The following is a 15,294-nucleotide window of genomic DNA, read 5'->3' on the forward strand; positions in this document are numbered from 1 at the left end:
TTAAGTGAAACATCAAAAAGAAAGGAAAAATAAAAAATGATCAACCGTTATTCACGCCCTGAGATGGCGAACATTTGGACTGAGGAAAACAAGTACCGGGCTTGGCTGGAGGTCGAGATTCTGGCTGATGAGGCTTGGGCGGAGCTGGGTGAGATTCCCAAGGAGGATGTGGCCCTGATTCGTCAGAAGGCGGATTTTGATATTGACCGCATTTTGGAGATTGAGCAGGAGACTCGCCATGATGTGGTGGCCTTCACCCGGGCGGTGTCGGAGACCCTGGGTGAGGAGCGCAAGTGGGTCCACTATGGCCTGACCTCGACCGATGTGGTGGATACGGCCTACGGCTACCTCTACAAGCAGGCCAATGACATCATCCGTGAGGACCTGCGCCGTTTCACGGACATCATTGCGGAGCGGGCGCGGGAGCACAAGTTTACCATCATGATGGGCCGGACCCATGGGGTGCATGCGGAGCCGACGACTTTCGGATTGAAACTCGCGACCTGGTACAGCGAAATGAAGCGCAATATCGAGCGGTTTGAGCTTGCGGCTGCCGGTGTGGAGGCTGGGAAAATCTCCGGTGCAGTGGGGAATTTTGCCAATATCCCGCCATTTGTGGAACAATATGTCTGCGACAAGCTGGGCATCCGGGCTCAGGAAATTTCAACTCAGGTCCTGCCGCGCGACCTCCACGCTGAATACTTCTCAACTTTGGCCCTGATTGCCACGTCCATCGAACGCATGGCAACGGAAATCCGCGGCCTGCAGAAGTCTGAGCAGCGTGAAGTAGAGGAATTTTTCGCCAAGGGTCAAAAGGGATCCTCGGCCATGCCCCACAAGCGCAATCCAATCGGCTCTGAAAATATGACCGGTCTGGCTCGCGTCATCCGCGGTCATCTGGTGACGGCTTTTGAGAATGTTTCCCTCTGGCATGAGCGCGACATTTCCCACTCATCTGCAGAGCGCATCATCGCGCCGGACACCACCATTCTGATTGACTACATGCTCAACCGCTTCGGCAATATTGTCAAAAATCTGACCGTTTTCCCAGAAAACATGAAGCGCAATATGAACTCGACCTTCGGTCTTATCTTCAGCCAGCGGGCTATGCTGACCTTGATTGAGAAAGGAATGACCCGCGAGCAGGCTTACGATCTGGTCCAGCCCAAGACCGCCCAGTCCTGGGACAATCAGGTCGATTTCAAGCCGCTGCTGGAAGCCGACCCAGAAGTCACTTCCCGCCTGACCCAGGAAGAAATCGACGAAATCTTCAACCCAGTCTACTACACCAAGCGCGTGGATGAGATCTTCAAGCGCGTGGGGTTGGACTAAGCTTCATATATGTTTACGCTTTGCAAAAATTAAAATTATAGTTGAGAGTTGGAAGATAATAGCCATGAAAAAGATTGAAGAACTGGAAAAAATTAAAGGCGATGCATATGAATATTATAATTCTAATGCAGAGGAATTTGAACTTTTTAATAAAGTTTTCTTAGCAGACAAAATAGTAGACGAAATAAAAAATCCTAGTAAATATTTCATCATTGGAGAAAAAGGATCTGGAAAAACAGCCTATTCAGTATATTTTGCCAAAAAGAACATAGACGGAATTGAGTCTAAAATTAAATTTGTTCAAAATACAGTATATGATAAATTTATAAGGATGAAGAATAATAAATCTTTAGATATGTCATCATATAAGGATGCTTGGATGAACGTGATATATCTTGTCTTAAGTGAAGAAATAAAAGATTTAATCCCTCAAAAGATGTTTCACAAAGGTCCTTTAAAAAAATTAAATGAAATAATTGATAATTTTTATAGCAATGCTTTTTCTCCTGAGTTTGTGCAGGCAATAGAATTTGTAGAAAACTCTAATAATTCAATTAATGCAATGATTGATGGGGGAATTTTTAAACCAACAGTTCAATTGGGGGTGAATGTATCTGAGAAATATACAGAAAGCAACTATCAATTAACTCTTACAAAATTATTAGAGGGATTTAAAAGTGTTTTTTCAGAAATACACCTTGATAAAAAATTCATATTATTTATTGATGGTATTGATGCTAGACCCAGCGATATAAGCCACGACGATTACATGGAATGCTTGCGAGGACTTGTAAATGCTGTCATTGAATTAAATAATTCTAATTTGAAAAATAAAGGGATAAAAGTTGCGTTGTTAATTAGACCAGATATTGTATATTCCATGTCTATACATAATATGAATCAAAAATTGAAGGATAACTCGGTGCTAATAAATTGGAGTACTGATTATGCCAATTATAGAAGTTCTAAATTATTTGAAATTGCCGATAATTTTTTCTCAAAACAACAAAGTTTAAGTCGTCAAAAGGGGCTGACTTGGGATTACTATTTCCCATATAAAGTTTCAGGAAAAGGATATGGAGAGGAAGAGGACTCATTTATAGAATTTTTACGGTATTCGTTATATAAACCACGAGATATCCTTACCATGTTGAATGATTTAGTAGATAAAAATCAAGGTGAGACATTCAGTAAAGATAATTTTTTAGATATTGTAAAGTCTGACTATTCTAAGTATTTGCTTGGAGAGCTTAAGGATTTCATGCTAATCTACATGAAAGATGAAGAGTTTAATGTGTTTCGGAAGTTTATTAAAAGTTTTAAAACGAAACGTTTTACATATTCAACCTTTGAAGACAAATATGAATCGTTTATAAAAAAACAAAAGCGCTATGGAGAAACAATCCCTGTGATGATGAAGACTCCAGAGGATACTTTACAATTACTCTATGACACAAATATTATAGGATATGCAGAAAATAGTAACGGTAAAGAATTTTGGAGTTTCAAGGAACGTAGTTATAGTGATGTTAAACCAGAAGTTAATGTTGATGCTAGCCAGTTCAAGTTCCACAAAGCTTATGCCCGAGCGTTTAAGATAGGATTTTAGAGTGTAACAATTTTATTACTTTACAGCTAATTTCAGAATAAATTGACTTCAAGCCGCTCCTCGAAGCCGACCCAGAAGTCACTTCCCGCCTGACCCAGGAAGAAATCGACGAAATCTTCAACCCAGTCTACTACACCAAGCGCGTGGATGAGATTTTCAAGCGTGTGGGGTTGGACTAAAAACACATAAAAAAATAGGCGCTTTGAGGAAAGTGTCTATTTTTGTGGCTCGCTATTAAAATATATTTGTTGGGAAAAGTATAGAGTGACTGCCAAGATTAGGATTTTGTGATTTGAGAAAAACATAGACTACTAGTTATTTTTCGCCGTGGTGAAAGCTACATAGCTGAGACTCGGCTATGTAGCACGGAATAATTGAGACTGTAGGCTCAATTATTAGTCATGGAACTCCAACGGAGTTCGCTGACGTCCGTCACCACTTAAGAAAAATAATTTTAGTAAAATTAGATAGTCCGTGCCATCTCCCCAATCTTCTTCAGCATTTCTTGACGCTGCTCGTCCGTCTTCTTTTCCACACCGCAGAGCTCAGTCAGCTTGACGGGAGTGATGCCGCAAGGTTTCAGGATTTGATTTTTCAGGACCTTGCCGTAGTCTTGGACAAAGGGCATGGCAAAGGCGGGTGTATTGTGGCTGGTGATGATCCAGGCAGATCTGCCCTGCAGGTGGCCTTCCAGACCGACTTTCTTATAAGAGTAAGCGAAATCCGCCGCAAAGACCCGATCGATAAAACCCTTGAGGATGGCCGGCATGCCGCTCCACCAGATAGGGAAAATGAAAATCAGATGGTCGGCCCAAGTGATCAAGTCCCGGTAGGGTGCCATTTGAGGGTCCTTGTGCAAGTCCCGGCGTTTATGGTCCTGGTCAAAGCGCAAAATCGGGTCGAAATTTTCGGCATACAAGTCCACAGTTTTCACCTCGTGCTTTTTAGAAAGGTTGGTTTGAACTTCTTTGAGAATAGCCGGATTAAAACCGGTGGGGCTGGGATAGCTGTAAATAATCAGAACTTTCATGATCGTTCTCCTTTGATATAAATGTCAAGCATGTGGTCGATGGTGCTTTGGATGGCTTGCGTATCCAGGTCCTGCCCAATGGGGCTGTTGGCCAGAACGGCCAGACCGGTGATAAAGCTCCAAAAGTGAAAGAGGGATTCTGCTTCGCTGTTGCTAAAACCTTCCTCCCTGCGCAGCTGCAAAACAATGGTTTTAAAGCGGTCAAATCCCGGCAGGTCCGACTCCAGCAGAATGGTTTCCGGGGTCAGTTTCATATATTTAAAAGGGAATTTGATAAAGAGGGCCTCAAAATAATGAGGATAGGCCTGGGCAAAAGAGATGAAATTGAAACCCAGCTGGGCCAGCTGGTCTCGGGCAGATGCTGCAGGGTCAATCCCCTGACTGACTTCCTGATTGAGCAAGAGCGAAAGCTGGGCCAGCACCACCCTCAGATAGCCCTCCTTGCTCTCAAAGTGGCGGTAAGGACTGCCGTGGGTCACGCCGCAGGCCTTGGCCACGGTTCTGAGTGAGAACTGCTCAATCCCGTGCTTGCGGATTTCTTCAATCCCGGTCTGAATCAGCTTTTCTTTGAGTTGGTCGGTGTTTCTTTTCATCTGGCTGCTCCTTTAAAAGTATACACTGTCTACTTATCTATCTTTAGTATACACTGTCTACTTTTTTCTGTCAAGAAATTTGAGGCTGCAGTTGGCAGAGGCGGATGAAAGGGAGCCTAGGTCCGCAGCCTGCCCTTTTGAGATCATCTTGCTTTTCCTGCCGATTCTGACTCAGGGCGGGCAGTTGCTTTCGGTAAAATAAAATGTTAAAATAACATCAAAAAATGACAGCGCTTTCTTTTCTAGAACTTTTCTGAAAGCGTCGAGAAACGGAGGACACCTATGAAGAAAATTATCAATGAGCCAGCGGCTGTGGTCGATGAGATGCTGGAGGGGCTGGCCTACATGCACAGTGATTTGGTCTATCGGGTGGAAGGTTTTGATATCATTGCCCGCAAGAGCGAGAAGACGGGAAAGGTCGGACTGATCTCGGGCGGCGGCAGCGGGCATGAGCCTTCTCATGCCGGCTTTGTCGGTGATGGTATGCTGTCGGCAGCTGTCTGCGGTGCGGTCTTTACCTCACCGACACCGGATCAGATCCTGCAGGCTATCAAGGAAGCAGACGAAGGCGCTGGGGTTTTCATGGTCATCAAGAACTACTCCGGCGACATCATGAACTTTGAAATGGCTCAGGAACTGGCTGAGATGGAGGGAATCGAGGCAGCCAGTGTCGTGGTGGACGATGACATTGCGGTAGAGGACAGCCTCTATACTCAGGGCCGGCGCGGTGTGGCAGGCACGATTTTGGTTCACAAGATTCTGGGCCATGCGGCGCGTGCAGGCAAATCTTTGGCAGAAATAAAGGCTTTGGCGGATGACTTGGTCAGCAATATCCACACGGTCGGCTTGGCTCTGAGCGGAGCCACGGTGCCGGAAGTCGGCAAGCCAGGCTTCGTGCTGGCTGACGATGAGATTGAATTTGGCATCGGCATTCACGGCGAGCCCGGCTACCGTAAGGAAAAGATGCAGCCGTCTAAGGAGCTGGCCCGGGAATTGGTGGACAAGCTTAGCCAGTCCTTTGATCTGCGGGCGGGAGACCGGATTGGCCTTCTCATCAACGGCATGGGCGCAACGCCGCTCATGGAGCAGTATGTCTTTGCGGCGGACGTGGCGCATCTTCTGGCTCAGGCTGGGGTCGAAGCGGTTTACAAGAAAGTGGGCAATTACATGACCTCTATTGATATGGCGGGGATTTCCCTGACCTTTATCAAACTGAACCATCCTGACTGGCTGGCAGCTCTCGAAAGTCCGGTCACAACTGCAGCTTGGTAAGGAGGTATTTATGGAAGCAGCACAAGCAAGAAAATGGATAGAGCTGTTCAATGATAAGATTCAGGAGCAGAAGGACTACCTGTCTGAATTGGACACACCCATCGGCGATGGAGACCACGGAGCCAATATGGCTCGGGGAATGGCGGCAGCGGCAGCAGATCTGGCTGCTAAAGACTGTGCCGGCGCGGCAGAGATTTTTCAGGCCGTTTCCATGCAGCTGATCAGCAAGGTCGGCGGCGCCTCCGGTCCTCTCTATGGCTCCGCTTTTATGGGCATGGCCAAGGCTGAAAAAGAAGGGCAGGGCTTGGCAGAAGTCATTCAGGCTGGGCTGGATATGATCCAGAAGCGGGGCAAGGCAGCAAGAGGTGAGAAGACCATGGTGGACGTTTGGGCGGAGATTCCTCCGGCCCTGCAGTCTGGAGACTTGACGCATGAAAAAATCCTCTCTCTGGTGGAAGCAACCAAGGATCTGAAAGCTGCCAAGGGGCGTGCTTCTTATGTAGGTGAGCGCTCGATTGGTCACATTGACCCGGGGGCGGCCTCTTCCGGCCTCCTCTTTGAGGCCCTCTTAGAAACGGAGGCAGGCTGATGGCAGATACAGGCATTCTCATCGTTTCTCACTCCCAAAATCTGGCTCAGGGCGTCTTTGACCTGATCTCTCAGGTGGCGGCCGATGTGGCTGTCAGCTATGTGGGCGGTCTGGAAGACGGCAGTATCGGGACCAGCTTTGACAGAATTACGGCCGCCCTGGCCGCCAATGATAAGGAACGGATTCTGGCCTTTTACGATCTGGGCTCCGCCCGCATGAATCTGGAAATGGCTGCAGACTTCTCTGACAAGGAAATCCTCATCCAGACTGTCCCTCTGGTAGAAGGGGCCTATACAGCGGCAGCCCTTCTTCAGGCTGGAGCGGATCTGCCCGCTGTTTTGCTTCAGGTCCGTGAGTTAGAAATAAAGAAATAAGGGCAGAGAGGCGGCAAACATTCGCTGCTTTCTGATTGGGCAATGTCAGCGGAAGCAGCAGCCCGCCGCCTTCTAATCAGTGCAGGACTCAGGCTTTGGTCTGGGTCTTTTATAGTCATTTATACTCTTCGAACCACGTCAGCTCCAACAGTCTGAGATGGGAGTCAGTCTCAGCCCCTGTATAAAAAATCGGTCAGGCGGAGTCTCCGATCTTGCCAGCAAGTCTTATACTCAATGAAAATCAAATTCAAACCACATCAGTGTCGCCTTGCTTTAAGAGTCCAAGTCTGACCGAAAACAAACAGATTTTCCCTTCTTTCTCCGCTGAATCAGCTTGAAAAGGTACCGTCTCTCATTATTTGTTTGTTTTTGACATTTTTTTATAAAAAATCAACTAGAGGGATTGCAAATTGGTATAGGTCAGTTTATAATAGAAGTAAGCAAACTGCAAAAAAACGACAGCTAAGATAGCTATCGTTTTCTCATCAGTGGTCCCGATTGCAGGAAATGAACTTAATCTTGAAGAAATCACCGCGTTTATAGGTTTCGCTGTATTCAAGGATTTGTCCGGTATTTTCCAGCTTGGTGATTTTGACCTGATGCACGGTCGGGAAGTTGCTGTCAATTTCTAATGTTTTGGCAACTTCTTTGGGTGTCGGAAAGACAATCTCATTGATTTCTTCAAAGTGCTCATCATTCATGTGAATGTGGTAGTCTGTTTTGAAGCGGTTGTAGATTGAGCTGTAGTAGTCCAGATCCGGATAGTTGGGATTGATATACTGCTCAGGAATATAGGTTTGGTGATAAATATAGACTTTATCGCCGGTTCTCCTGATGCGGTCAATCTTGTAGTAGAACTGTGTCGGAGCCAATTCTAGCTTATCCAGGATTTTCAGATCATTGCCGCGCTTGATGGACAGAACGGTCACCTTATCCTTTTGGATAGGGAAGGTTTCCACATCAGAAAACTCAACCAGTTTGTGCTTTCTGGCGCGTGAAACGAAGGTGCCCTTGCCCTGCTGACGGATGATATAGCCGTCATTGGCCAGTTCATTCAAAGCACGGACGACAGTGATGGAGCTGACATTAAACATCTTGATCAACTCAGCTTCGGTGTAGAATTTATCACCGTTTTCAAAGTTGCCAGAAATGATTTGCTGCTTGAGCTCATCTTTGATTTGTTGGTATTTTGGAATAGCCATTGTATTCACCTCTCTTTTAGTTATCCCTCTTTATTAAGATTTTAACATATTTTTTAAAAAAATATTGACATTTATGCAAAAATTTAGTATATTAATATTAACAAGAAATGAAAGCGGCTTCAACAAAGAGGATAGAGACATGGCAAGATTTGAAATAGGTCCTTCTTTTCGCTTAGATGGCCGGGAGTTTAAGATTTTATCAGGTGCCATTCATTACTTTCGGGTTCAGCCCCAGGATTGGTACCACTCGCTCTATAATCTAAAAGCTCTGGGATTTAATACAGTGGAGACTTATCTCCCTTGGAATATGCACGAGCCTCAAAAGGGAGTGTTTGATTTTCAAGGGATATTGGATATTGAGAGATTTTTGCAGATAGCTCAGGACTTGGGGCTTTATGCCATCGTCCGCCCTTCGCCTTTTATCTGTGCGGAGTGGGAATTTGGCGGCCTGCCTGCCTGGCTGCTGAATGAAAATCTGCGCATCCGCTCCTCAGATGAGGGCTTCCTGCAGGCTGTGGCCAGCTATTATGATGCGCTGCTGCCGCGGCTGGTGCCAAGGCTTCTGGATAATGGCGGCAATATTCTCATGATGCAGGTGGAAAATGAATACGGCTCTTACGGTGAGGACAAGGCCTATCTGCGGGCTGTCAGGCAGCTCATGGAAGAGCGCGGGGTGACCTGTCCGCTCTTCACCTCGGACGGTCCCTGGCGGGCAACGCTGCGGGCCGGCACGCTGATTGATGACGATCTCTTTGTGACCGGCAATTTTGGCTCCAAAGCCGCCTATAATTTCGCTCAGATGCAGGAATTTTTTGCAGAGCATGGCAAGAAATGGCCGCTCATGTGCATGGAGTTCTGGGATGGCTGGTTCAACCGCTGGAAAGAGCCGGTCATCCGGCGTGACCCTGAGGAATTGGCCGAGGCTGTCCGCGAGGTGCTGGAGCTGGGCTCCATCAATCTCTATATGTTTCACGGCGGCACCAACTTTGGCTTTATGAACGGCTGCTCAGCCCGGGGGACTCGCGATCTGCCGCAGGTGACTTCCTATGACTACGATGCCCTTCTGGATGAAGCAGGTAATCCGACGCCTAAATATGAGGCTGTCCGCAGGATGCTGCAGACCTACTATCCAGAATATCCGCAAATGGAGCCGCTGGTCAAAGAAAGCTGTGAGCTGAGGGATATTCCGCTCAGCCAGAAGGTCAGCCTCTTTGAGACCCTGTCGGACTTGGCAGAGCCTGAGGAAAGCCTGTATCCTCTGGAAATGGAGGAGCTGGGTCAGAATGTCGGCTACCTGCTCTATCGGACAGAAGCAGTCTGGGATGCTGACCAGGAAAAGATCAGGGTCATTGACGCTCGTGACCGCCTGCAGCTCTATGTCAACGGCCAGCTGGCCGCTAGCCAGTACCAGACAGAGATTGGTCAGGAGATTCTGGCCGCCGGTCAGAAGAAAGGCCGCCAGCGGATTGATATCCTGCTGGAAAATATGGGTCGGGTCAACTACGGCCACAAGCTGCTGGCTGAGACGCAGCGCAAGGGCATTCGGACCGGCGTCTGCAAGGACCTGCACTTTCTGCTCCACTGGCAGCACTATCCGCTGCCGCTGGATCGGACGGACAGGATTGACTTTTCCAAGGACTGGCAGCAAGACCAGCCGGCTTTCTACGCTTTTGACTTTGAAATGAAAGCGCTTCACGACACCTATCTGGATCTGACCGGCTTTGGCAAGGGGGTCGCCTTTGTCAACGGTGTCCATATCGGCCGTTTCTGGAAGGTCGGACCGACCCTGTCGCTCTATCTTCCGCATAGTCTGCTGAAAGAAGGCCGCAACCGCATCATTATCTTTGAAACCGAAGGGGAGTACAAAGATTCCATCAACTTAGTTAACCAACCTACATTTAAAACAATAAAGGGGGAAAATCTATGACAATCGTAGGTGCCCGCATCGATGGGCGTTTAATCCATGGACAGGTAGCCAATCTCTGGACTACCAAGCTCAATATCTCACGCATTATGGTCATTGACGATGATGTTGCTCAGAATGACATCGAAAAGAGCGGCCTGAAATTAGCCACTCCGGCCGGTGTCCGATTAAGTATTTTGCCGGTTGCCAAGGCGGCAGAGAATATCCTGGCCGGCAAGTATGATTCGCAGCGCCTCTTTATCGTGGCTAAGAAGCCCGACCGCTTCCTGCGTCTGGTAGAGGCTGGTGTGCCGCTGGAAACGCTGAACGTAGGCAATATGTCTCAGTCAGATGAGACCCGCTCTATCACCCGCTCCATCAATGTCCTGGATGCAGATGTGGAGGCTTTTCATAAACTGCATGAAAAGGGTGTCCAACTGACGGCTCAAATGGTTCCCAACGACCCAGTTGAAGACTTCATGAAACTATTAAAATAAAGAAAAATTTTAGGAGGTCATTGTCATGATACAATGGTGGCAAATTTTACTACTTACTTTGTACTCAGCTTATCAAATCTGTGACGAGCTGACAATCGTTTCTTCTGCAGGTTCTCCTGTCTTTGCCGGCTTTATCACCGGTCTGATCATGGGCGATGTGACCACCGGTCTCTTGATCGGTGGAAATCTGCAGCTCTTCGTACTCGGTGTCGGTACCTTTGGGGGTGCTTCCCGGATCGATGCCACTTCCGGTGCCGTTCTTGCGACAGCCTTTTCAGTAGCACAGGGCATCAAGCCAGATATCGCAATCTCTACAATTGCTGTACCTGTAGCTGCCTTGCTCGTTTATACAGATATCCTTGGACGTATGACAACTACTTACTTCGCACACCGTGTGGATTCAGCAGTTGAACGCTTTGACTATAAAGGTATTGAGCGCAACTATCTCTTAGGTGCACTTCCTTGGGCACTTTCTCGTGCACTTCCGGTCTTCCTTGCTTTGGCATTGGGCGGCAACTTTGTACAAGCGGTTGTTGACGCTGTAAACAATGTCAAATGGCTGGCAGACGGCTTGACACTTGCAGGTCGAATGCTTCCAGGACTCGGGTTTGCTATCTTACTTCGTTACCTTCCGGTTAAACGCAATCTTCACTACTTAGCTCTTGGTTTTGGCTTGACTGCGATGCTGACGGTGCTTTACTCAAACATTCAGTCACTCGGTGAAGCTGTATCCAGCGTTGTTGGAGCTCTTCCAAAAGATGCTGCCATCACATTTGCCAACAACTTCAAAGGCTTGTCTATGATTGGTGTAGCTATCTTTGGTATCTTCCTTGCAGTACAGCATTTCAAATACAGCCAAAGAACAGCAGCAGCTGCGCCAGCTGCCAGCACAAACTCAGAAAGCGGGGAAATTGAAGATGACGAATTCTAATTATAAATTAAGCAAAGAAGATTTCAAACAGATCAATAAGCGCAGCCTCTTTACTTTCCAATTAGGCTGGAACTATGAGCGGATGCAGGGTTCAGGCTATCTTTACATGCTGCTGCCTCAGCTGCGTAAAATGTACGGTGACGGCACTCCAGAATTGCAGGAAATGATGAAACTGCATACGCAGTTCTTCAATACTTCACCTTTCTTCCACACGATTATTGCAGGTTTTGACCTAGCTATGGAAGAAAAAGACGGTGTCAAATCAAAAGATGCAGTCAATGGTATTAAGACCGGTCTCATGGGACCATTTGCTCCTCTTGGAGACTCTATCTTTGGATCACTTGTACCAGCTATCATGGGATCTATTGCTGCCACTCTTGCGATTGCAGGAAACCCTGTTGGCATCTTCCTTTGGATTGCTGTAGCGGTTGCTTATGACATTTTCCGTTGGAAACAGTTGGAATTTGCCTACAAAGAAGGGGTCAATCTCATCACCAACATGCAAAGCACTCTGACAGCACTTGTTGAGGCGGCTTCTGTATTGGGGATCTTCATGGTTGGAGCTCTTGTAGCGACGATGATTAACTTCGAAGTATCATGGGTGCTGAATATCGGTGAAAAAGCCATTGATTTCCAAGATATGCTCAACCTTATCTTCCCGCGTTTGATTCCAGCTATTTTCACAGGGTTCATCTTCTGGCTTCTCGGTAAGAAAGGTATGAATTCTACAAAAGCCATTTTGATTATCATTGTGCTGGCGGTTTCTCTTGCTGCATTTGGTCATTTTGTTCTGGGAATGGAATAATGGAGCAGTCTATGAGCAAACAATTAATCTTAGTCAGTCACGGCCGTTTCTGTGAGGAGCTGAAGCAGACCGCAGAGATGATTATGGGACCTCAGGAGGACATCCATGCAGTAGCCCTGCTTCCGGAGGAAGGTCCAGAAGACTTCGCAGCTAAATTCTTGGACACAGTCCAGAATCTGGATGACTATCTGGTCTTTGCGGACCTCCTGGGCGGCACTCCTTGCAATGTAATCAGCCGTTTCATTATGGAAGGCCGGGACATTGAGCTTTACGCTGGGGTCAATCTGCCCATGGTGATTGAGTTTATCAATGCTTCTCTGACAGGTTTGGAGGTCGATTATCCAGCCAAGGCGGCAGAAAACATTGTCAAAGTCAACGATGTTTTAGCCAGCCTGCAGGATGATGAAGACGAGTAACACTCAAAGAACAGCGAAGACGGCAGGGATACCGATGCAGATCAGGCAAGGGCAGTTTGTGTCAGCCGGTCTTCATCAAAGAGGCTGTGGAGAAAGACAAGCAAAGCCTGCTGTCAAAGCAGGGGCTTGTAAATCAAACGAAAGAAATATCCGAAGCAAGGTTCTTTTGTATCAGCCACCTCTTCGATTTTTAAAGAGTATATAGTCTTTTAGTTTGCTTTTAGTAGTGAAACTGTCCGAGGGAGCTAACGACGGAATAAAAGATAAACTAACTGACGATAAAAAGGGAGAGCAGTCGTCTGGATAGTGCTGGCCGGCTGCCTGAAAAGACAATATATGATGAAAAAGGATACTCGTGGACAGCGAAATCCCGTATAGCTGTGAGCTTTTCGCAGCGCCGCTGTCAAAGCGGCAGGCGGCAGAGGATTGAGCTTCCTAGAGTGAGAAAAGGATAAGAAGGGGGTGGGAGCTGTTTCCGGCCCCCTTTTTGCAAGAGACAGAAAGGAAGATTCAAAAAATGCTAGATTATACAAAGGAAGAGCTGCTGGAGCTGGGGGCTGACATCACCAGCCGGGAAATTTACCAGCAGCCGCAGGTCTGGCAGCAGGCTTTTGAAGCTTACAAGGCTCAGGCTGCTGCCATTGCCGCTTTTCTTCACAAGATTGAGGAGAAGCACGATTATATCAAGGTGATTTTTGCCGGGGCAGGCTCTTCCGCTTATGTGGGAGACACGCTGCTGCCTTATCTGAGACAGGCTTATGATGAGCGCAAGTGGAACTTTTGCGCTGTTGCCACTACTGATATTGTAGCTACCCCCTTGGTGCATCTGCATCGAGAGGTACCGACAGTGCTGGTTTCCTTTGCCCGCAGCGGCAATTCGCCGGAGAGTGTGGCGGCGGTAGACTTGGCCAAGCAGCTGGTCGATCAGCTCTATCAGGTCACGATTACCTGTGCGGCAGAAGGGCAGCTGGCCCAGCAGGCTCAGGGAGATGAGCGTAATCTCCTCCTCCTGCAGCCCGAGGCTTCGAATGATGCCGGCTTTGCTATGACCTCCAGCTTCAGCTCCATGCTGCTGACTGCCTTGCTGGTCTTTGACAGGGAAAGTGTGGCTGTCAAAGAGAAAAAGGTGGCAGAAGTGCAGGCGCTGAGCCAAAAAGTGCTGGATCAGGCAGCAGATATACAGCGATTGGCCGCTTTGGACTACAGCCGTGTGATCTATCTGGGGGCAGGACCTTTCTTTGGCCTGGCCCATGAAGCGCAGCTGAAAATACTGGAATTGACAGCCGGTCAGATTGCGACCATGTATGAGAGCCCGGTCGGCTTCCGCCACGGTCCTAAATCGCTCATCAACTCAGAAACGCTGGTGCTGGTCTTTGGCTCTGCAGATTCCTATACCAAGGCCTATGATTTGGATTTGATTCGCGAAGTGGCTGGTGACCGCATCGCCCGCAGGCTTGTCTTGCTGACTGACTGCAGCGAAGATCTGGACCAAGTGGAGCAGGTGCTGCTGGAGAGTCCTATCTTGGACGACGGCTATCGGGTCTTCCCTTATATCGTCTATGCCCAAATCTTTGCCCTCCTGACCTCGCTTAAGGTCAAAAATCGGCCGGATACGCCATCTCCGACAGGGACCGTCAACCGTGTGGTCCAAGGAGTTCTCATCCACCCCTTGGAGCAGGTATAAAAAAGGAAATGTTATGAAAAAATTAAACATCAGCCACGGCAAGGTGGCTCATTTAAAAAAATTATCAGATGAACAGGGGATTATCGGAGCTTTAGCCATTGACCAGCGGGGTTCTCTCAAGAAAATGCTGGCCAGCGGAGAACAGGTTCTTTCAGGCGATTCAGCCCTGATTGACTTTAAGAAATTAATCTCCAGCCAGCTGACACCCTATGCGACTTCTATTTTGCTGGATCCAGAGTTTGGCCTGCCGGCTGCCGACTTGCGGGCTGCCGACTGCGGCCTCATTGTAGCCTATGAAAAGACGGGGTATGATGCGACAGCAGAAGGCCGCCTGCCTGATCTGCTGCCCAACTGGTCTGTAGGGCGTATTAGGGAAGCCGGTGCTGATGCGGTCAAAGTGCTCCTCTACTATGATGTGGACGACAAGCCGGAGATCAATGACGTCAAGCAGGCTTGGGTGGAGCGCATCGGCAGCGAATGCTTGGCTGAAGACCTTCCTTATTTTCTGGAAATTCTGACCTATGATGCCCAGAACAGCAGCGTTCTGGATGCCGACTATGCCAGGGTCAAGCCGCACAAGGTCAATGAAGCCATGAAGGTCTTTTCAGAAGATCGCTACCATGTTGATGTTCTCAAGGTAGAAGTGCCTGTCAATATGAAGTTTGCAGAAGGCTTTGCTCCGGAAGGGCTGGATCCGGTCTACAGTCTGGACCAAGTCAAAGACTATTTTCGGGAGCAGTCAGCGGCGACCCACCTTCCTTTTATCTTTCTCAGCGCGGGTGTTTCCGCTCAGCTCTTCCAAGAGACGCTGAAAATTGCCCATGAAGCTGGCTCGCTCTTTAATGGTGTTCTCTGTGGTCGGGCAACTTGGAAGCCAGCGGTCTCTGTCTTTGCAGAAGAGGGGCCTGAAGCAGCTAAGGCTTGGCTTGATGAAGCCGGCCGGCAGCATATTGAAGACTTAAATCAGGTTCTGCGCCAAACGGCCGTTTCCTGGGAGGACAAGCTTGACCTGCCTTTTGAGGACAGGAAATGGCAGGTTCGTGATTTTTGATAAGGA

At 48.0% G+C, this 15,294-nt stretch carries 15 protein-coding genes and 1 pseudogene; 13 read left to right on the forward strand and 3 right to left on the reverse strand.

Annotated elements, in window-relative coordinates:
* Positions 1-36 precede the first annotated feature (36 nt).
* From purB to DHL47_RS06315, 3 genes and pseudogenes are all read left to right on the forward strand, one after another.
* Positions 37-1,332: an adenylosuccinate lyase gene (gene purB, locus DHL47_RS06305; RefSeq protein ID WP_209551260.1), complete on the forward strand. Its 1,296-nt coding sequence runs from the start codon at positions 37-39 to the stop codon at positions 1,330-1,332.
* A 64-nt stretch (positions 1,333-1,396) separates the two neighbouring features.
* Complete coding sequence (locus DHL47_RS06310; RefSeq protein WP_209551261.1) at positions 1,397-2,941, forward strand: P-loop ATPase, Sll1717 family; 1,545 nt, start codon at positions 1,397-1,399, stop codon at positions 2,939-2,941.
* 41 nt (positions 2,942-2,982) lie between these two features.
* Positions 2,983-3,120, forward strand: a pseudogene (locus tag DHL47_RS06315) (adenylosuccinate lyase); the annotation flags it as partial.
* A gap of 284 nt (positions 3,121-3,404) precedes the next feature.
* Here the strand turns inward: DHL47_RS06315 and DHL47_RS06320 are convergent.
* Both DHL47_RS06320 and DHL47_RS06325 read right to left on the reverse strand, forming a co-directional pair.
* Positions 3,405-3,971, reverse strand: a complete 567-nt coding sequence (locus DHL47_RS06320; RefSeq protein ID WP_209551262.1) for an NAD(P)H-dependent oxidoreductase — start codon at positions 3,969-3,971, stop codon at positions 3,405-3,407.
* Positions 3,968-4,564 (reverse strand): TetR/AcrR family transcriptional regulator, encoded by a 597-nt coding sequence (locus DHL47_RS06325; protein WP_209551263.1) that lies wholly within the window; start codon positions 4,562-4,564, stop codon positions 3,968-3,970. The genes DHL47_RS06320 and DHL47_RS06325 overlap by 4 nt, the downstream gene beginning before the upstream one ends.
* Positions 4,565-4,846: 282 nt before the next feature.
* On the opposite strand from DHL47_RS06325, the gene dhaK reads away from it, so the two are divergent.
* From dhaK to dhaM, 3 genes are read left to right on the forward strand one after another with little or no spacing between them, the layout of a single operon-like run.
* A complete protein-coding gene (gene dhaK / locus DHL47_RS06330; RefSeq protein ID WP_209551264.1) occupies positions 4,847-5,836 on the forward strand; it encodes a dihydroxyacetone kinase subunit DhaK in 990 nt (329 codons plus the stop codon).
* 10 nt (positions 5,837-5,846) lie between these two features.
* Positions 5,847-6,425, forward strand: a complete 579-nt coding sequence (gene dhaL / locus DHL47_RS06335; protein WP_209551265.1) for a dihydroxyacetone kinase subunit DhaL — start codon at positions 5,847-5,849, stop codon at positions 6,423-6,425.
* Complete coding sequence (gene dhaM / locus DHL47_RS06340) at positions 6,425-6,799, forward strand: dihydroxyacetone kinase phosphoryl donor subunit DhaM (protein ID WP_209551266.1); 375 nt, start codon at positions 6,425-6,427, stop codon at positions 6,797-6,799. Before dhaL ends, dhaM begins: the two co-directional genes overlap by 1 nt.
* A 485-nt stretch (positions 6,800-7,284) precedes the next feature.
* Here the strand turns inward: dhaM and DHL47_RS06345 are convergent, their stop codons facing one another.
* Positions 7,285-8,001: a GntR family transcriptional regulator gene (locus DHL47_RS06345; protein WP_128837539.1), complete on the reverse strand. Its 717-nt coding sequence runs from the start codon at positions 7,999-8,001 to the stop codon at positions 7,285-7,287.
* Positions 8,002-8,140: 139 nt separating this feature from the next.
* Here DHL47_RS06345 and DHL47_RS06350 point away from each other — a divergent pair, with 139 nt between their 5' ends.
* The 7 genes from DHL47_RS06350 to lacD all read left to right on the forward strand — a co-directional run bounded on the left by DHL47_RS06350 (position 8,141) and on the right by lacD (position 15,288).
* Positions 8,141-9,928: a glycoside hydrolase family 35 protein gene (locus DHL47_RS06350; protein ID WP_209551267.1), complete on the forward strand. Its 1,788-nt coding sequence runs from the start codon at positions 8,141-8,143 to the stop codon at positions 9,926-9,928.
* Positions 9,925-10,401, forward strand: a complete 477-nt coding sequence (locus tag DHL47_RS06355; RefSeq protein WP_128837541.1) for a PTS sugar transporter subunit IIB — start codon at positions 9,925-9,927, stop codon at positions 10,399-10,401. Before DHL47_RS06350 ends, DHL47_RS06355 begins: the two co-directional genes overlap by 4 nt.
* A gap of 25 nt (positions 10,402-10,426) precedes the next feature.
* The gene (locus tag DHL47_RS06360) at positions 10,427-11,332 is read left to right on the forward strand and encodes a PTS mannose/fructose/sorbose/N-acetylgalactosamine transporter subunit IIC (RefSeq protein ID WP_128837542.1); all 906 of its coding nucleotides are present in this window, start codon (positions 10,427-10,429) and stop codon (positions 11,330-11,332) included.
* Positions 11,319-12,137, forward strand: a complete 819-nt coding sequence (locus DHL47_RS06365) for a PTS system mannose/fructose/sorbose family transporter subunit IID (RefSeq protein WP_128837617.1) — start codon at positions 11,319-11,321, stop codon at positions 12,135-12,137. The genes DHL47_RS06360 and DHL47_RS06365 overlap by 14 nt, the downstream gene beginning before the upstream one ends.
* A gap of 11 nt (positions 12,138-12,148) precedes the next feature.
* Complete coding sequence (locus tag DHL47_RS06370) at positions 12,149-12,553, forward strand: PTS sugar transporter subunit IIA (RefSeq protein WP_209551268.1); 405 nt, start codon at positions 12,149-12,151, stop codon at positions 12,551-12,553.
* Positions 12,554-13,070: 517 nt separating this feature from the next.
* Positions 13,071-14,237, forward strand: a complete 1,167-nt coding sequence (locus tag DHL47_RS06375) for an SIS domain-containing protein (protein ID WP_209551269.1) — start codon at positions 13,071-13,073, stop codon at positions 14,235-14,237.
* A gap of 13 nt (positions 14,238-14,250) precedes the next feature.
* On the forward strand, positions 14,251-15,288 hold the full coding sequence (lacD, locus tag DHL47_RS06380; RefSeq protein ID WP_209551270.1) for a tagatose-bisphosphate aldolase: 1,038 nt from the start codon (positions 14,251-14,253) through the stop codon (positions 15,286-15,288).
* Positions 15,289-15,294 lie beyond the last annotated feature (6 nt).

Source organism: Streptococcus panodentis (assembly GCF_017884005.1).
Taxonomy (GTDB): domain Bacteria; phylum Bacillota; class Bacilli; order Lactobacillales; family Streptococcaceae; genus Streptococcus; species Streptococcus panodentis.